Below are 17,214 nucleotides of genomic sequence, written 5' to 3'. Positions count from 1 at the left end.
CAACGCTGCGATGTCAGCTCTTGGTGCTGAGCTTGCGCGCAGCCAGCAGCTTTTCGATGTTCGCGCGCATGGCCGGCGGCAAGGTCTCGATGTCGATCGGAACGCCATTGACCAGCATGGCCTGCAAGTGACCGATCTGGTGCAGATGAAAACCGAACTCCTGCGCCGCCTTGCGTCCCATCCGGTCCTGGGCGAAATTCACCGCCTGCTTCACCAGCTTCATGGTGAACGGATTCTTCGCGGCGATCGTCTGGGCGAGCTCGAGCGTGCGAGCGTTGAGCTGCTCGCGCGGCACGACATGATTCACCATGCCCCGCTGCTTCGCCTCCTGCGCCGTCAGCCACGAACCCGTCATGAGCCATTCCTTCGCCTGTCGCACGCTCATCTCGAACGGATGCTGCCAGAACTCGACACCGGCGATGCCCATCTCCGCCGCGGTGGCATCGCGAAAGCGCGCATCTTCGGAGCAAACGATCAGGTCGCAGGTCCACGCGAGGATGATGCCGCCGGAGATGACCGAGCCCTGGATCTCGGCGATGGTCGGCTTGGGCGCGTTGCGCCAACGCTCGCTGATCTCCAGGTAGATCTCTTTCTCGCGGGCGTAATAGCCTTCCCATCCCTTGCCCTTGTAACTTCCGCCCCACAGGCCGACGGTCTGCTCCGGCGAGGGATTGTCGGGCCCTTCGCCGCTCAGGTCGTGACCGGCGCTCCAATGCTCGCCGTTGGCGGCCAGGATGATCACGTTGATGTCATCGTCGTGGCAGGCGCGTTTGAAGGCGTCGTCGAGGTCGTACGTCATCGTGATGCCCTGCGCATTGCGCCGGCCGGGGCGATTCATGACGATCCGTGCCACCTTCGGAGCGGGCTGCTCATAGATCACCTGTTCGTAGTCGCGATGTTTTGCGGCCATGACCGTCTTCTCCTGTAACTTGAAGCTCAGCGATTCTTCGGCGCGAAGGTGGCGCCCTGCATGCACGCCAGCTGCGTGCGCTCTTCCAGTGCGATGACTGCCGACAGATCTTCGATCTCGGACGCACGCGTCATCGTCTCCTTGGTCTTGCGCAGTCCCACTGGAGATGCAGCGAGCAGATCGGTGACCATGGCGCGCGCGGCGTGCTCGAGCTGATCGTCGTCGACGACTTCGGACACCAGGCCTGTGGCGAGTGCGCGATCCGCGTGGATGAAGCGACCCGTCATCATCAACTCGGCCGCCACCGATGTTCCGACCATGCGCGGCAGGAAATAGCTGGTGCCCAGCTCGCAGCCGGAGAGGCCGAGCTTGATGAAAGCCACGTTCATCCGCGCGCTGCGGCCGGCGATACGGATATCGGCGGCGAGCGCCAGATTGAAGCCTCCGCCACACGCGGCACCGTGGACCAAGGCAACGATGGCCTGCGGGCACGAACGCATCTTGAGCATGATGTCGCCGAGCGAGGGTCCCGGGCCTGCATCGGTCGCGCCCGCGGGCATGGCCGAGCCGGCTTCTCGAAACCAGGTGAGATCGAGCCCGGAGCAGAACCCTTTGCCCGCCCCGCGCAGCACCACGACGCGGCACGAGTAGTCGGACTGCAGCTTGTCGAAATAGGACCAGAGCTCGCGCACCAGCGTTGCGTCGATGGCATTGAGACGCTCGGGCCGGTTGAGCGTCACCCAATCCACCGGTCCTTCCCGCACGACGTTGATCGTGGCGTAGTCGCTCATCGTTCACCTGCTGAATCTGCCAGTCGGCGAACTATAGTTTTCGCAACCCGACTCTCCCCCGCTCTTTAAGGAGGGGTGCGCGACTTCAGGCATGCGACTCCGGCGCGCGTGGCGATTGACGCGCGGCGAGCTCAGACTTGATACGAGCGTGAGCCTGTCGATCCAGGCGGTAGAAGAGCGCAAACACGGTCCCCACCAGCGCGAGCATGCCCGCACCCGGCCCGCCGGCGAAGCCCAGCAACTCCGACGTCCGCTCGGAAATCGTCATTGCAGCGGCGCCACGCTGGGCAGCGTCGGTGGGAAAATCGATCAATTGCAGCACCACGCCCGAGACCAGCAATCCCGCGCCGGTCGCCGCTTTCGAAGCGAACGCCCAGCCGGCGAAGAACAGTCCTTCGCGACGCGCATGGAACAGCTGTTCGTGCTCGTCGGCCGCGTCCGGAATGATGGAAATGAACGCGATGATCGACAGCGCGAACATCAGGCCCACGATGAACGCCATGCCGACCAGAAAACCGATCAACGCATCGCCGGTCAGCGGCAGCAGACCGAGCAGCTTCAGAGTCGTCGGCGATGCTTGCGAAACCGCGAGGCCCACCAGGCTGACGACCAGCAGGGTGCGCTTCTCGATCCTCGCGACCAGCAACCCGACCAGCGGCGCGGCCACGACCAGACCGAGCACCGCGGCAAACGCCAGCATCTGCATCTGCTCGGAGCCCAGTCCCCAGAAGAACAGACCGGCGTGCAGCGCCAGCGCCTGGTGGATGCCCTGCGCGACGTTGAGCAGCAGGCTCGAGCCGAATATGACCAGGAACGTCCGGTTGCGAAACATCTCGCCGATCTCACCGAGCAGCCGGCGATGCAGCGCCTGAGTCGCCGCCGGCGCCGTGTCGTGCTGCAGGCGACGGGTCACAAGTCCCGTACGGATCGCGATGGCGGCGGCGATAACGATCAGCACGGTGAGTGTCAGCGTCAACGGCAGATAGCCCTCGCGGCGAGCGACCCCATTCGGCCCGCTCAGGAACACGCCGTAGCCCAGTACGATCACCGCAACCGTCCCGAAGATACCCACGCCCCAACGCCACGCGGCAATCGAGGAACGTTCGGCGTAGTCGTCGCTCAGCTCGGCACCGAGCGCTTGATAGGGCAGATAGAAGATCGACAACGACACGCGAAGCGTGATCGACAGCAGCGTCAGCCAGATGAACAGGCTGGTGACGCTCCACGTCGAGGGCAGCGCGAACATCAGGTTGAATGTGACGACCAGCGGCACGATGCCGGCGACCATGAAGGGCACGCGCCGGCCGTAGCGCGATTTCCAGCCGTCCGACACCGAGCCGATCATCGGATCGAGGATCGCGTCGATGACCAGCCCGGCGCCCAACGCCACGCCGGCCAGTGCGCCGGGCAAGCCGCACACCGCCGTTACGTAGAACAACGCGAACATGTTCAACATGCTGCCGATGATGAGCTCGGCCAGCTGCCCGGAGGCGTAGCCGGCCTTGTGCGCCAACGGCAGCCGTTGAACCGCCGGCGCCGCATCCGAGGTGGCGCCGGTGGCGAGCCCTGCCGGCAGCGGCAGGGCTTCTTCAGTCGCATTCAACTTCATCTAGTGCTCTTCAGAACGTGTAGTCGATCGAAACGCCGTACGTGCGCGGCATTCCGAAGGTGGCTGCCGTCGACAGTGCGTTCTGCGAATAGGTCGTGAAGTAGACCTTGTCCGTCAGGTTGCGGCCGAACAGCGACACCGCCAGGTGCTCGTTGAAGCTCACGGTGGCATTGGCATCGAGCAGGAAATAGGCGGGCTGGCTCAACGTATTGGCAAAGTTGAAATGGACCCGGCTCGAATACGCGCCGGACACCGACGCATCCAGCCGCGCATCGCCGAACAGGTCGACATGGTAGTTGAGCGCGGCGCTCGCCGACCACTCCGGCGCCCTGACCATGTTCGAGCCGCTGGCATCGACGCTGGTGCTGGCGTAGAACAGGCCGAATCCGCTCGCAGCATCGGTGGGATCGATCGCGTAGCCCGGCGCATTGGTGAACTCCTTGTAGCGGGCATGCGTATAGGCCAGCGACGTGCGGATGTCGAACGCTTCGTTGAAGCGATAGGTGCCGTCGATATCCAGGCCGTAGATCTCCGACTCGGGCACGTTGAACAACTGCTGGTAGATCTGTCCGCCGTTGGAGAACACGGCGTTGACCTGCGTGTCGGTGAAATCGTAGTAGTACACCGCCGTGTTCAGCGTGAAGTCCGCCGAGGACGACTTGTAGCCGATCTCGTAAGCGTTCACGTACTCCGGATCGACCTTGTTGCCGGTCAGTGACGTGGCATCGAAGATGCCGGCCTTGTAGCCGCGCGTGAATGTCGCATAGACGTTGCTGTAAGGTGTGATCTCGTATCGGGCACCCACGCGAGGCGTCCACACGCTTTCCGTCGCGCTGGCGTTCTTCTGTCCGGCCGGAAAGAAACGGGTGTCGAGATCACGCGTCTCCCGGGTATAGCGAATGCCGGCGATCAATCCCCAATCGCCGAGATGATACGTTCCATCGAAATAGACCGACTTCGCCGTGGTATCGCCCACGGTGGTGAATTGCGGCACGTCGTTGATCCTGAGATAGGGAACGGTGCCTTCATTGTCGTAGTAGAACAGGCCGGCCACATAGTCGAACTTCGCGCCCGGCTTCGAGGTCAGGTTGACCTCCTGCGTGATCGTGTCGAATTCAGTCTTGAGCGCCACGCGCGCATTCGCGGCGGGCACCAGGTCCTGGTAGGTGGAATCCAGATCGTTGAGCGATTCCAGCTCGCCGTTCTGGCTGGACGTCACCGATTGCAGCGTGGCGAAGCCCAGGTCCCAATCGATGTGCAGCGTGTACTGCTTCGCTTGCGTCTCCACCGCATCTTCGGCGTTGTGCGAGCGATGATATCGATCGCGCGCAATCGGTCCGGCATTGGTATCGATGCCGGGCAGGCTGAAGAACGGCGCGGTCGTGATCGCCTGGTAGCTCGAGCCGGTGGGATCGTCGAAGCGGCTCAAGTAGGCGCCGAGCATGACGCTGAAGGAATCGCTCGGCTGCCACAGGAACTTCACGCGGCCCGAGTAGTCCTCGCCTTCGTTCACCAACTCGTTGGTGCGGCTGTCGCGTATGTAGCCGTCCGAATGCCGGTAGGAGACAGCGGCGTTGGCGGCGAACTGATCGGTGATCGGCACGTTCACATAGCCGCTGGTGCGCGCCTGGCCGAAGCGTTCGTACGATGCCCTGAGCTTGCCCGCGGCCTCGAAGGAGGGATCGAGCGTCGTCACGAGAATCGCGCCGCCGGTCGCGTTGCGGCCGAACAGCGTGCCTTGCGGCCCCTTCAACACCTGCACGTTGGCGACGCTGGCCAGGTCGAAAATGTTGGTCGCCTTGAAGGGCAGATACACGCCATCCATGTAGACCGACACGTTCGATTCGCCGCCAGAGGAGCTCAGCGTCGAGCCGATGCCGCGCACGGTCGGCGACAGGCCATAGATATCGCGCTGCAGGTAGATGCCCGGCACGAGCTTGTTCAAGCTCTCGAGGCTGGTGCCTCCGACTCGTTCGAGCTCCGAGCTCGAGACCAGCGCCACGGTGATCGGCACGTCGACCAGGCGTTCGGAACGCCGCTGCGCCGTCACGACGATTTCCTCCAACTCCGCGCCAACCGCACCGGCGGGCGGCGCCTCCTCGGCCGCAGACGCGGCGATTGCCCAAGTAGTGGCCAGCAACGAAGCAGCGGCTCTAACGATCGCCATGTTTCCCCCTTGACCTGTAGTTACCCCATTCCGGCGAACTTACCGGGCTGGACAACGCCCGCCCCCCTCTTTTTCGGAGGGGGCGGGCCGCCACGCGCCGGTCGCATCCGATCCGGAACTTTGCCGCCGCTTGCTCGGGAGGATTTTGCCGATGGCAGAGGTGGGTAGTCGAGGCGCGGGTTCGCGCCGGCGACTCGGAGGGGCCTACACGAAATGCTCAGCTAGATCAGAGCCGCGGCGTCGCGCGTACTTCGCAAATGCAAGGAATCTCAATCCGTCCGCAGCGCCTCCACCGGCTCCAAGCCAGCCGCTCGCACCGCCGGAAGAATGCCGGCAATCAACCCCACCGCGATCGCCAGGGATTCCGACGCGATGATGAACATCGGCGAGTAGCTCACCGGCAGCGCGGGCACGGCGACATCCAGCGCGGCTGCGATGCTGAGACCCGCGGCGAGACCAGCGGCGCCGCCGAGTGCGGACAGGACGACTGCCTCGGATAGAAACACTCGCAGCACCTGACTCTTCTGCGCGCCCAACGCGCGAAGCAATCCGATCTCGGCCGTGCGTTCGCTGACGCCGATGGTCATGATGGTGAAGATGCCGACTCCGCCGACCAGCAACGAGATGCTGCCCAACGCACCCACCGCGAAGGTCAGCACACTCAGCACCGAACCCAGCGTGTCGAGCATCTGCTGCTGGGTGACGATCGTGAAATCCTCGTCGCCGTGACGTGCCACCAGGATGCGCCGAATCGAGGCGACCACTTCGTCCACGGGCACACCTTCGGCATGAAGCAACTGGATCTCGAACACGCTGTCGCGATCGAACAGCTCCAGCGACTTCGCCGTCGGAATGTAAACCGTGTCGTCCAGATCGAAGCCCAGCGTGGTGCCCTTCGGTTTCATCACGCCAGCCACTCGATAGCGCTGCCCGCCGACGCGAATCGCCTTTCCTAGCGCGCTCTCGCCGCGAAACAACTCCTGCTCCATCTTGCTGCCGAGAACTGCGAGGCTGCGCGGTGCGCGCGGATCGTCGGGCGGCAGAAACTCGCCCTGCGCCACTTCGAAGCGAAACGCCTCGGCAAAGGCCGGCCCCACACCATAGACCGTAGTGCGTCGCTTGCGGCCAAGCGCCTCAACTTCGGCATTTCCCTGCACCAACGCATTTGTCTTCTCCACGTAAGGCGCGCGACGCAATGCCTCCGCGTCTTCGACCGTCAGCGGACGCACGTTGCCGAGCGAGCCGATCGATCCGCCCATGGTCTGCGTCTTGCCGGGCGTGATGCTGATGATATTGGTGCCGAACTGCGTGAACTCGGACACCACGAAGCGGTGCACGCCTTCGCCGATCGACGTGAGCAGGACCACGGCAGTCACGCCAATGCCGATGCCCAGCGCCGTCAATGCGGCACGCAGTCGGTGGGCCCGCACTGAACCCGTCGTGAGTCGCACCAGGTCGGCGAAGCGCATCAACGCCTCCCGGCCAACGCTGCGACCGGGTCCAACCGCGCGGCGCGTCTTGCCGGCATCAAGCCGAAGACGATGCCGCTGGCAATCGCGACCACGATGGCCATGATCACCGCCCACACAGGCGGGCTCAGCGGCAGCGCGGGGTAGATGTTTCCTACGATCCAGTCGACCCCCAGCCCCGCAAGCAAGCCCATCACTGCCCCGGCCCCGGAAAGCAGGATCGCCTCCGTCAAGAACAACGCCGTGATCTGCGCGCGCGTCGCGCCGATGGCCTTGAGCAAGCCCACTTCGCTGGTGCGCTGACTCACCGACACCAACATCACATTCATGATCAGCACACCCGCAACCGCGAGACTGATGGACGCAATGCCGGCGAGCGTAAGCGTCAACGCCGTGAATATCCTATCGAACGTTGAGAGCAGCGCGTCTTGAGTGATGACGGTTACGTCTTCTTCGCCTTGGTGGCGCTGTTTGATCGCCTCGATGGTAGCCGCGCGCACCCGCTGCATCTCATCGCGCGTGCGCGTCTGAATGAGCAAACGAAACAGTGACTCGCTGTTGAACAACGCCTGCGCGGCGCTCACAGGGATGATCACAAGCTCCTGCGAGTCCATGCCGATCATGCGACCCTGGTCGCCAAGCACACCGATGACGCGAAAGCGCCGGTCGCCGATGCGCACATTGCCGCCGATGGCATCGCGTCCTGGAAACAACTCGCGAGCAATATTGTCGCCGATGACGGCCACCGCGGTATCGCGGCTCAATTCGCCTAGCGGCAGAAACTGACCTCTGGCGAGCTTGAAACCATGCACCGGCAGCAGATCGGCACTGGACCCCATCACAGGAGCTTCGCGCTCTAACGCGCCAGAGGAAACTGGCGCCGAACCGACGACCAACGGAGCGACACGTTCGACGCCAGGAAGGCGCTGCACGGCAAGCGCATCACCCAATGTGAGATCGCGTGGTGTTTCGCCAGACAATAAACCGGGCGCCACCCCGCCGGTCTCGGACCGGCCCGGAATGACGACGATGAGCCGCGTTCCCAGCGACTGGAACTCGCCCGCCACATAACGCCGCGCGCCTTCGCCCAACGAAGTGAGCGCGATGACCGCTGCGACGCCGATGGTCATCGCAAGCAACAGCATGATGCTCCGCATGCGAGCGCGTGCGGCGGAATCGAACGACAGTCGAATCAGATCGCGAAAACGCATGCTGGCTCTAACATCGGCTGCAGCGGGCCTTCTAACCATTCATCAGTCACGTCTCACTTCTCCTTCACATCCTCCACGATCTTCCCGTCTCTCATCCTCATGTGCCGCCGCGCCCGCTGCGCCACTTCGGCATCGTGCGTCACGACCAGCAAGGTGATGCCCCTGGCATTCAGCCCCTCGATGGCCGCCAGGACCTCCGCACCCGAAACGTGATCGAGATTGCCGGTGGGTTCGTCGGCCAGCAGCACCGAAGGCTGCATCACCATCGCTCGCGCGATGGCAACTCGCTGTCGCTGCCCACCCGACAACTCATTGGGTCGATGGTGAGCACGATCCTCCAGGCTCAAGCTTTCGAGCAGTTCCTGCACGCGTGGCCGCCGTACTTCGGGCGCCACGCCGGCCAGCACCAGCGGCAGCTCCACATTCTCGAACGCCGTCAGTCGCGGAATCAGATGAAACGACTGAAAAATGAAGCCGATCTTGCGCGCCCGCGTATGCGCCAGCTCATCGTCGTTCAGCGACGTGGTCTCGCGCCCGTCCAGCAAATACGTGCCGGCCGTGGGCCGATCGAGCAGACCGAGCACGTTCAACAAGGTCGATTTGCCGGACCCCGACGGCCCCATGATGGAGACATATTCGCCAGTCTCGATCCGCACGCTCACCTGATCGAGCGCACGCACCTGCTGATCGCCCATCTGGAAGTGGCGGCTGATGTCGCGCAACTCGATCATGACTTGGTCGGCGTTTCCGAAGCGACAGCGCGCGCGCCGTCGACGAGGCCCTCGCGATCGATCGTAGTGACGACCCTGTCGCCCTCCTCGAGACCGCTGGTGATTTCGACGTACTCCCAGTTTCTAAGGCCCACCTGGACCTCGCGGGCGTGCACTCGCCCTGCGGCGGCGTCGTAAACAAAGACGCGCTTGCCGTCGATGAGCGCACGCGTAGGAATGCGCAGCGCATCCGGCTGCTCCTGCAATATCACTTCGATATCGGCGCTGTAGCCCGGCAGCAGCGTAGCCGTTGCAATGTCCTGCAGCTCCGCTTCGATTTCGACGGTACGTGCTTGCTTCTCCACATCGAGGACGTAAGGAGCCACGCGCCGCACGCGAGCAGGAAATGTCCTGTCACGAAATGCATCGAGCGACACTCGCGCCGGCATGCCTTCGCGAATGCGCGGAGCGTCTACCTCATCGATGGGCGCCGTGACATAGATGCAACTCGTATCCACCACGTCGACGGCAGGAGGCGTGGGAATACCGACGGGCGACGGCGTGACGAACTCGCCAATCTCACCGTTGATCTCGGCCACGATGCCGGCGAAAGGTGCACGCAACAGAGTACGTTCCATCGACGCTTTGGCTTGTTCGATGCGAGCCTGAGCGACTTTGATGTTCTGGGTGGTCGCGCGGCAGGCCGCGGCCCGACTATCGGCCTCGCCCTTTGCCCTCTCCGCCGCATCGATGGAAACCAGACTGCTTGCCACCAGCTTGGACAATCGCTCCGATTCGCGCCTGGCAACGGTGGCCGCAACACAAGCCTCTTCGGCCCGCGCACGTGCGGCGACGGCATCACGCTCAGCCAACTTGAGCTCGGCACGAACATCGTCATTCCACAATTCCAGCAGCACCTGGCCGGCCTGCACGCGATCGCCTTTTTTCACGGGCAGTTTTGCAATCTGTCCGCCGGAGGGCGGCGCCAGCCGGGCACGCTGGCATGCTTTGATAGTACCGGCACGCGTGTTGGTGACTGTTTCCCCCACCATGCCGCGGCTCACGGTGGCCGTCTCCACAGCGACCGGATCGGGCCGGCTGACCAACGTTGCGATAGCCAAGGCTGCCAGCACCACGCCGCCCACTATATATAAGGTGCGGCGTTTCATATGGATCTGTCCTCGTCACACATGCGGCTCATCTCAGTCAAGGCAAGCGCGTAGCGCAGATATCGAAACCCGGCGGATATTATCGGCGGAACTCGCCGGCGCCGGGCGGCTTTTCGCCGACGCGCCTTACCTCCGTCGTGCCGCGGGATTAGAATTCCGGCGCCTGCATACACACAATGGCCGCGCCGTCGTTCGTCACGAGCGCGGCCCGCTGAAGGACTGAAGGCTTCCATGTCATTCGACCAGAACGCACTCGACAGCCTCCGCATCGAACGCAGCCCCGAACCCCCTCGCAACAGCAGCCAAGGCGGCCTCTACAAATGGTTCATCGCCACTGTATTGATTCTTGCCGTGGTGGCGGCGGCCTATGCCGTATTCCGCGACAACTCCATTGAAGTCGAAATGGTCACGGCCGTGGCCAGCTCCAGCGGCGGAGGTGGCGGCGGCGCCGTGCTGAACGCATCCGGATATGTCGTGGCGCGTCGCCAGGCCACGGTATCGGCCAAGGTCACGGGCAAGGTCGAGGAGGTGCTGATCGAAGAAGGCATGGAGGTGAAGGAAGGCCAGTTGCTGGCACGCCTGGACGATACGACCACACGCCCGCAGCTCGAGCTCGCCGAGCGCCAGCTGGAGGCGGCCGTCAAGAATCTGCAGGAAGTCGAAGTGCGCCTGGCGGAAGCCGAGCGCAACTTGAAACGCAATCAGCAACTGCGCGCCGAAAAGCTGGTCAGCGAACAGGCGCTGGATGCGTCACAGGCCGAAGTCGGCGCACTGCGGGCACGCCTGGAAGCGCTGAAAAGCGAAGTGAAAGTCGCACAGAGCAACGTTCGCGTGCGCGTTCAGGACCTGGACGATCTGCTGGTGCGCGCGCCCTTCGACGGTGTCGTGGTGTCGAAGGATGCCCAGCCCGGCGAAATGGTGTCCCCGATTTCCGCGGGCGGTGGCTTCACGCGCACCGGAATCGCGACAGTCGTTGACATGGATTCGCGAGAGATTGAGGTCGACGTGAACGAGGCCTTCATCAATCGCGTCAAGGCGGGACAAAAAGCAGAAGCCGTGCTGGACGCCTATCCGGATTGGACCATTCCCTGTCACGTGATCAACATCGTGCCCACGGCCGACCGCCAGAAGGCAACGGTGCGCGTGCGCATCGGCTTCGATGAGCTGGACCCGCGCATCCTGCCCGACATGGGCGTGAAAGTGAGCTTTCTGGACGATCGCCCCGAGCAACCGGAGACGGCGGCGGCGCGTCCTGCAGTACGGGTGCCGAGCACGGCCATCATGAAGGACGGCGACACCACGTTCGTCTGGCGCGTCCGCGACGACTCGGTGGAGCGCGTCGCCGTCCGAACCGGCGGCGTGCGCAACGGACAGACGGAAGTATTGTCGGGAATCGCCAGTGGCGACGTCCTTGTAGCGAAACCGGTCGAAGGTCTCGCCGAGGGCGCGCCAGTCAAGAAAAAAGGGGAGTGAAACATGACCGACACCATGACGGAACCGCTGGTCCGGCTGCGGGGCGTGGCCAAGGATTACAAGCGGGGCGCCGAGACCGTGCACGTGCTGCACGCCTTGGACCTGGACATTCCCAAGGGCGACTTCCTGGCGCTGATGGGGCCGTCCGGCTCGGGCAAGTCCACGCTGCTGAACCTGATCGGCGGCATCGACCGGCCGACCGCGGGCACCATCGAGATCGCCGGCCAGCGCACCGACACCATGAGCGACGGGGATCTCGGCCGCTGGCGGGCCAACAATGTCGGCTTCGTGTTCCAGATGTACAACCTGCTGCCGGTGTTGACTGCCGAGCGCAACGTCGAGCTGCCATTGTTGCTGACCAAGCTGTCGGCCGCGGAGCGCCGCAAGCGCGCCAACGCCGCGTTGAAGCTCGTCGGTTTGAGCGAGCGCGCTCATCACAAGCCGCGCGAGTTGTCCGGCGGTCAGGAACAACGCGTCGGCATTGCGCGAGCCATCGTTTCCGATCCGACGCTGTTGCTGTGTGATGAGCCCACCGGCGATCTGGATCGCAAGTCCGGCGACGAGATTCTCGATCTGCTGCAAGCCCTGAACCAGCAGCAAGGCAAGACCATCATCATGGTGACGCATGATCCGCACGCCGCGGCTCGCGCCAAGCACATCCTGCATCTGAACAAGGGTCAGCTCAGCCGCGAAGCGGCCGCGTAGGATCATCACGCCATGTTCAAGTATCTGCCATTGCTGTGGGCGAACCTCGGGCGCAAACGCTTGCGCACGAGTCTGACGCTCGCCTCCATCATCGTCGCATTCCTGTTGTTCGGCCTGATGCAGACGCTGCGAGTGGCGCTCACCGGCAGCCCCGATCTCGCCGGCATCGATCGCCTGATTACGATGCACAAGACCTCGTTCATACAATCCCTGCCGCTGGCTTACTTGAACCGCATCAAGAGCGTCGATGGCGTGGTGACGGCCACCTCGCAGGACTGGTTCGGCGGCATCTACCAGGAAGATCGCAATCAGCTGCCGACCTTCGCGGTGGAAGCAGACACGTTCTTCGAGGTTTACAACGAGTACCAGCTGAAACCCGAAGAGCTGGACGCGTTTCTCGAGGACCGCACCAGCGCCATCGTCGGCCCGATGGTCGCGCAGCGCTTCGGCTGGAAGGTGGGCGACATCATTCCCATGCGCTCCAACGTCTGGACGCGCAAGGAAGGCGGCAACACCTGGCCGCTGAAGATCGCCGGCATCTACCAAGCCAGCAACGGCGACAACCAGAGCATCTATCTCCACTACGAATATCTGAACGAGTCCCGCAGGGAGATCCGGGACATGATCGGCTGGGTGGTGGTGAGACTGGCCGACCCGGCACGCTCCGCCGAGATCGCGGAAAAAATCGACGCCATGTTCGCCAACTCCTCCACCGAAACCAAAACCTCGACGGAGAAGGCGTTCATCCAGGGATTTGCCAATCAAATGGGCAACATCGGCAAGCTGCTGACGATGGTCGCGGCGGCGGTGTTCTTCACCATGCTGCTGGTGACGGCCAACACCATGGGTCAATCGATCCGCGAGCGCATCAACGAGATTGGCGTCATGAAGACGCTGGGCTTCTCCGGCGCCGGGGTCACGTTGTTGATTCTCGGCGAGGCGCTGCTCGTGACTGGCCTTGGCGGAGCGATCGGCCTGGCGCTGGCGGCGCTGGCAAGCGAGGGCATCGGCGCGGCGGTCGCGCAATTCTTTCCCGTTCTCGGCATGCCAGCTTCAACTTGGGGTGTCGGGGCCGTGCTGATCGTGTTGCTCGGCGCATTGGCTGCGGCGCTGCCTTGCGCGCAGGCCTCGCAGCTGAAGATCGTCGACGCCTTGCGCAAGACCTGAGCCGCCAAGGAACCGCACCCATGTCCAACAATTCTCTGGCTCAGATCGGCGCCATCACCAGCATGAACCTGCGCAATATGTCGCAGCGTCTGGCGTCGTCCATCGTGGCGCTCATCGGCATCGCGGGCGTCGTGACCGTGCTCATCGGTGTGCTGTCCATCGCGGAAGGATTCCGCGCGGTGCTGGAAATTTCCGGCTCGGATCAAGTCGCCATCGTGCTGCGTAGTGGTGCGACCGACGAGATGGGCAGCGGCCTGACGCAGGATCAGGTTCGAGTCATCGCCGACTCCGAGCACGCGCTGCGGGACGAGCAAGGCACGGTCGTTTCTCCCGAGCTGTACGTCGTGGTCAATCTGCCGCTGTTCAGCACCGGCACGACCGCGAATGTTCCGTTGCGTGGCGTCGGTCCGCAGGCGGCCAAGCTGCGCAGCAATTTCAAAATCGTGGAAGGCACGGACTTCACGCCCGGCAAGTTCGAAGTAGTGGTTGGCAAGGGCGCGAGCCTGCAGTTCGAGGGGCTCAAAGTGGGCCAGCAGTTCCGCGCCGGCAATACCGATTGGACCGTTACCGGCATTTTCGAAGATGGCGGCAGCGTAGCCGAATCCGAAGTCTGGACCGATGCCACCGTGCTGCAAGGCGCGTACAACCGTGGCAATTCGTATCAATCGATGCGAGTGAAGCTCACCAGCCCGGGCGCAATGCAGGCGTTCAAGGATTCTCTGTCGACCGATCCACGCTTGAGCGTGCGCGTATTCAGCGAGAAACAATATTACGAAGAGCAATCGCGCATCCTGGTGACCCTGGTCAGCACCATCGGCAAGTCGATCGCCATCCTCATGGGCCTGGGCGCCATCTTCGCGGCGCTCAACACGATGTACTCGGCGGTCTCCGCTCGCACGCGCGAGATTGCAACATTACGCGCGCTGGGGTTTGGCTCTGCACCGGTCGTCACGTCAGTGCTGGCTGAAGCGCTCTTGATCGGCCTGGCCGGCGGCGTGGTTGGCATGATCGTGTCGTATATCGCCTTCAATGGCGTGCGCGCATCCACATTGAACTTCGCCACCTTCAGCCAACTGACCTTTGCGTTCACCGTGACACCGCAACTGCTCGTGCAAGGACTGGTGTACGCGTTGATTCTCGGCTTCATTGGCGGGCTGCTGCCCAGCCTGCGCGCCGCGAAGCTGCCGATCACGACGGGATTGCGCGAACTATAATGCGGATCCAGTCGTTAGGCGTGTATGCCCGAGCTGCCTGACGTAACGATTTATATCGAGTCGCTGGATGCCCGCATCGTCGGGCATCGGTTGGAACGGATCGTCTTGAATAATCCGTTCCTGCTGCGCACCGCAGAGCCGGCATTGCAGAATTGCGAAGGTCACGTCGTCACGCGCTTGCGTCGTCTCGGCAAGCGCCTCGCCATCGGCTTCGACAACGATGTCTGGCTCGTCGTCCACTTGATGATCGCGGGCCGGCTGCATTGGTATCAGAAAGACCATCGCGCCAAGCTCCGGGCTCCACTGCTGCAACTCGACTTCGACAACGGCGTACTGACGCTGACCGAAGCCGGCACCAAAAGGCGAGCATCGTTGCACGTCGTTGCTGGCGAAGCTCAACTCGACGAGCACGATCGCGGCGGCCTCGAAGTGCTCGGTGTCCAACCGAGCGTCTTTCGCGCTCGCATGAGCGAGCGCAATCACACGCTCAAGCGAGCGCTCACGGACCCGACCATCCTCAGCGGCATCGGCAACGCGTACTCCGATGAGATCCTGCATCGCGCGCGCCTGTCGCCGATGATCCAGACTCGACAGCTCGACGATGACGAATGGCGCCGGCTCTACGACGCCGTTCAAGACGTGCTCACCGAGTGGATCGAGCGCCTGCGCGCCGAAGCCGCTCGAGCATTTCCGGAGAAGGTCACCGCCTTTCGCAAAGAGATGGCGGTTCACGGCAAGTTCGGCGAGCCCTGCCCCGTCTGCGGGACCGCCGTGCAACGCATTCGATACGCCGACAATGAAACGAACTACTGCCCTCGCTGCCAGACCGGCGGCAAGCTGCTCGCCGACCGCGCGTTGTCGCGGCTACTCAAGGACGATTGGCCGCGAACCATCGAAGCGTTGGAGAACGCCAGGCGGCGGCCGTAGCCCTGCTGCGGGCGAGAGTTGCTGACAAATCGTCAACACTCGGTTCACGCCACTCAATTTGGCGCAGGGTTGCACTCTCGTTGCACACCGTGAGTGCATTCCAAGCGTGTGACCTGCCTGGAACCCCTCAATTTTCGCCGTTTCCGCGCCTGGCCAGAGCTGGCACGCCTCCTGCATTAATGAAACCGAGCGTCTTCAGGACGCGAGTCCCTTCGGTTTCAACGTGCTTACGACGATGGTCAATTATCCCCCTGAGCCATCTCGGATGCAGGCGTGCGCGATGTGATGAACCTCGCGCACGCTATTTTTTTGGCGATTATATACCTGAGAAACCCACTTTGAGCGACGGCCTTCGTGGGGCGTTATCCTTGATGCCCCAGTTGTCGGAGCTAGAAATGGGCGAGCGAAGCAAGAAGGCCGATCCAGATGCGGCTAAGTTTGATGACGTACTGCGGCGGATGCTGAGTACGCCGCCGAAACCTCATGAGGCTAAGACCGGTGGAAAGCGAGAATCATCAGGGAAGCGGAAGCGCGCTAGGCCCTAGTCAGCAGCCGGTTCTCGAACTTGTCCACGATATTGCTGACGAGCTGCGCGAGCTGATGCAGCGTTGGGATGATAGGCTCACCCTCAAGCGCCTGCCCCTGTCCGAAAGTTATATCGAAGGACGGCTGAAAATCACCCTCGATGTCGAATTTTCCGGGCATTCCCAGTATTTTCAGTACTCCGCCTTCCCCTACGCCAAAGGTGACATTTCTCATGTAGCGAGGTGTGGGGGCCTTCTCAGAAAAGATCTTGAAATCGCCGCGTATGGCGGCGACGGAGAACACCGGCAACAAGAGCAGGTGCTTGTCTGTAATGTCGAGAGCGTGAAGTGCGCTGAGCGGGTTATTCCCAGTATCGTACGGCTCTATAACATCCGCGATGAAGTCGACAATGTCGGGGGCAGTCTTCAGTACTCCCTTTCCAAGTTTGCTTACAAGTTCTTGCCGGTCTTTGAAGAACGCGAATCTAGTCCAGTCAGTAACAGTTCCGCCCACCCTAGTCACAGTTTCACAGTGAGTGAGGTCCAGTGCCGACCTAAGGTTGTGAATTGCATCGCCGATGATAAGTGCAAATTCGCAAGGAGTTTTTTGGGTCTGCCGGAATTTCAGAAAATTCAAACCGGAATTTCCATCCGGCTCGATGCTCAGAGCGTAGAAGTCAGTCTGGACGAAAGCATTAATCGCATCATTAAGGTCCGCGATGTGCTTGTTGGCCCGTTTGATCTTTAGACGAGGCCCTTTGAACATTTTCGTGCTCATTCCGCTAGTCCTCGTCGTTGATCCAGCGCATGTAAAGGATCTCGCGAATTGTCGCCTTCACTTCCTCGGCGACTCGCTTAGATTCCTGTTGTTCTGGCTTAGTCAGGTATCTTGTAGGTTAATCGCTTGCCTTCGATGCCCTTCAGCGCGTTGATGGCGCGCTGTGGATCATCGATGTTGAGCGCAACGCGGTTGTTGTAGCGGAAGTCGAACTCAGCAAGGTAGCGGTGCAAGTGCTGCTTACCGCAATGTTGACGGTGACGTGGAACCGCCTCATTTTGGGGATGAGAGCGCGGAAGTGATCATTCAGTCATCCCATCCATGACGTTGTACGCGCAGCGCAGCTTCGGTCCATTCCTGACCGAGCCGATGGACAGCCTCGGCCATGGT

14 protein-coding genes and 1 pseudogene are annotated in these 17,214 nt (G+C 62.4%); 5 read left to right on the top strand and 10 right to left on the bottom strand.

Translation table 11 applies throughout. From position 1 onward, the window contains the following. Positions 1–13: 13 nt before the first annotated feature. The 8 genes from VGE08_RS09610 to VGE08_RS09575 form a co-directional block, all read right to left on the bottom strand. Positions 14–910, bottom strand: coding sequence for an enoyl-CoA hydratase (locus tag VGE08_RS09610; protein WP_331067653.1), 897 nt, complete (start codon positions 908–910; stop codon positions 14–16). Between the two features lie 26 nt (positions 911–936). Next, a complete protein-coding gene (locus tag VGE08_RS09605) occupies positions 937–1,701 on the bottom strand; it encodes an enoyl-CoA hydratase/isomerase family protein (protein WP_331067652.1) in 765 nt (254 codons plus the stop codon). Positions 1,702–1,786: 85 nt separating this feature from the next. Continuing rightward, positions 1,787–3,310, bottom strand: coding sequence for an MFS transporter (locus tag VGE08_RS09600; protein WP_331067651.1), 1,524 nt, complete (start codon positions 3,308–3,310; stop codon positions 1,787–1,789). Between the two features lie 10 nt (positions 3,311–3,320). Next, positions 3,321–5,477 carry a TonB-dependent receptor gene (locus VGE08_RS09595; protein WP_331067650.1) on the bottom strand — a complete coding sequence of 719 codons (2,157 nt, stop codon included), beginning with the start codon at positions 5,475–5,477 and terminating at the stop codon, positions 3,321–3,323. A gap of 269 nt (positions 5,478–5,746) precedes the next feature. Beyond that, positions 5,747–6,946, bottom strand: a complete 1,200-nt coding sequence (locus VGE08_RS09590) for an ABC transporter permease (RefSeq protein WP_331067649.1) — start codon at positions 6,944–6,946, stop codon at positions 5,747–5,749. Continuing rightward, positions 6,946–8,157, bottom strand: a complete 1,212-nt coding sequence (locus VGE08_RS09585; RefSeq protein WP_331067648.1) for an ABC transporter permease — start codon at positions 8,155–8,157, stop codon at positions 6,946–6,948. The genes VGE08_RS09590 and VGE08_RS09585 overlap by 1 nt, the downstream gene beginning before the upstream one ends. Positions 8,158–8,210: 53 nt before the next feature. Next, positions 8,211–8,888, bottom strand: coding sequence for an ABC transporter ATP-binding protein (locus VGE08_RS09580; protein ID WP_331067647.1), 678 nt, complete (start codon positions 8,886–8,888; stop codon positions 8,211–8,213). Next, the gene (locus tag VGE08_RS09575; protein ID WP_331067646.1) at positions 8,885–10,036 is read right to left on the bottom strand and encodes an efflux RND transporter periplasmic adaptor subunit; all 1,152 of its coding nucleotides are present in this window, start codon (positions 10,034–10,036) and stop codon (positions 8,885–8,887) included. The genes VGE08_RS09580 and VGE08_RS09575 overlap by 4 nt, the downstream gene beginning before the upstream one ends. 231 nt (positions 10,037–10,267) lie before the next feature. On the opposite strand from VGE08_RS09575, the gene VGE08_RS09570 reads away from it, so the two are divergent. The 5 genes from VGE08_RS09570 to VGE08_RS09550 are packed head-to-tail and all read left to right on the top strand — an operon-like array spanning position 10,268 to position 15,522. Next, a complete protein-coding gene (locus VGE08_RS09570) occupies positions 10,268–11,509 on the top strand; it encodes an efflux RND transporter periplasmic adaptor subunit (RefSeq protein WP_331067645.1) in 1,242 nt (413 codons plus the stop codon). A 3-nt stretch (positions 11,510–11,512) separates the two neighbouring features. After that, entirely contained in the window at positions 11,513–12,214 is a 702-nt protein-coding gene (locus VGE08_RS09565) for an ABC transporter ATP-binding protein (protein WP_331067644.1), read from the top strand. A gap of 12 nt (positions 12,215–12,226) precedes the next feature. Beyond that, positions 12,227–13,381 (top strand): ABC transporter permease, encoded by a 1,155-nt coding sequence (locus VGE08_RS09560; protein ID WP_331067643.1) that lies wholly within the window; start codon positions 12,227–12,229, stop codon positions 13,379–13,381. 20 nt (positions 13,382–13,401) lie between these two features. Beyond that, complete coding sequence (locus tag VGE08_RS09555; protein WP_331067642.1) at positions 13,402–14,595, top strand: ABC transporter permease; 1,194 nt, start codon at positions 13,402–13,404, stop codon at positions 14,593–14,595. Between the two features lie 24 nt (positions 14,596–14,619). Then, the gene (locus VGE08_RS09550) at positions 14,620–15,522 is read left to right on the top strand and encodes an Fpg/Nei family DNA glycosylase (RefSeq protein WP_331067641.1); all 903 of its coding nucleotides are present in this window, start codon (positions 14,620–14,622) and stop codon (positions 15,520–15,522) included. 534 nt (positions 15,523–16,056) lie between these two features. On the opposite strand, the gene VGE08_RS09545 is transcribed toward VGE08_RS09550, so the two are convergent. Both VGE08_RS09545 and VGE08_RS09540 read right to left on the bottom strand, forming a co-directional pair. Further along, a complete protein-coding gene (locus VGE08_RS09545) occupies positions 16,057–16,824 on the bottom strand; it encodes a hypothetical protein (RefSeq protein ID WP_331067640.1) in 768 nt (255 codons plus the stop codon). A gap of 98 nt (positions 16,825–16,922) precedes the next feature. Beyond that, positions 16,923–17,078: pseudogene (locus VGE08_RS09540) on the bottom strand (IS1595 family transposase); the annotation flags it as partial. Between the last annotated feature and the right edge of the window lie 136 nt (positions 17,079–17,214).

The sequence above is a fragment of the Steroidobacter sp. genome (genome assembly GCF_036406195.1).
Taxonomy (GTDB): domain Bacteria; phylum Pseudomonadota; class Gammaproteobacteria; order Steroidobacterales; family Steroidobacteraceae; genus Steroidobacter.
This window is presented reverse-complemented; position numbering and strand designations above follow the sequence as displayed.

What these genes read in the sequence shown, in the direction of transcription:
- VGE08_RS09575 (WP_331067646.1), bottom strand. Translation starts at nt 10,036, where the DNA reads ATGAAACGCCGCACCTTATATATAGTGGGCGGCGTGGTGCTGGCAGCC.
- VGE08_RS09565 (WP_331067644.1), top strand. Translation starts at nt 11,513, where the DNA reads ATGACCGACACCATGACGGAACCGCTGGTCCGGCTGCGGGGCGTGGCC.
- VGE08_RS09555 (WP_331067642.1), top strand. Translation starts at nt 13,402, where the DNA reads ATGTCCAACAATTCTCTGGCTCAGATCGGCGCCATCACCAGCATGAAC.
- VGE08_RS09610 (WP_331067653.1), bottom strand. Translation starts at nt 910, where the DNA reads ATGGCCGCAAAACATCGCGACTACGAACAGGTGATCTATGAGCAGCCC.
- VGE08_RS09590 (WP_331067649.1), bottom strand. Translation starts at nt 6,946, where the DNA reads ATGCGCTTCGCCGACCTGGTGCGACTCACGACGGGTTCAGTGCGGGCC.
- VGE08_RS09570 (WP_331067645.1), top strand. Translation starts at nt 10,268, where the DNA reads ATGTCATTCGACCAGAACGCACTCGACAGCCTCCGCATCGAACGCAGC.
- VGE08_RS09585 (WP_331067648.1), bottom strand. Translation starts at nt 8,157, where the DNA reads ATGCGTTTTCGCGATCTGATTCGACTGTCGTTCGATTCCGCCGCACGC.
- VGE08_RS09600 (WP_331067651.1), bottom strand. Translation starts at nt 3,310, where the DNA reads ATGAAGTTGAATGCGACTGAAGAAGCCCTGCCGCTGCCGGCAGGGCTC.
- VGE08_RS09580 (WP_331067647.1), bottom strand. Translation starts at nt 8,888, where the DNA reads ATGATCGAGTTGCGCGACATCAGCCGCCACTTCCAGATGGGCGATCAG.
- VGE08_RS09550 (WP_331067641.1), top strand. Translation starts at nt 14,620, where the DNA reads ATGCCCGAGCTGCCTGACGTAACGATTTATATCGAGTCGCTGGATGCC.
- VGE08_RS09560 (WP_331067643.1), top strand. Translation starts at nt 12,227, where the DNA reads ATGTTCAAGTATCTGCCATTGCTGTGGGCGAACCTCGGGCGCAAACGC.
- VGE08_RS09545 (WP_331067640.1), bottom strand. Translation starts at nt 16,824, where the DNA reads ATGAGCACGAAAATGTTCAAAGGGCCTCGTCTAAAGATCAAACGGGCC.
- VGE08_RS09605 (WP_331067652.1), bottom strand. Translation starts at nt 1,701, where the DNA reads ATGAGCGACTACGCCACGATCAACGTCGTGCGGGAAGGACCGGTGGAT.
- VGE08_RS09595 (WP_331067650.1), bottom strand. Translation starts at nt 5,477, where the DNA reads ATGGCGATCGTTAGAGCCGCTGCTTCGTTGCTGGCCACTACTTGGGCA.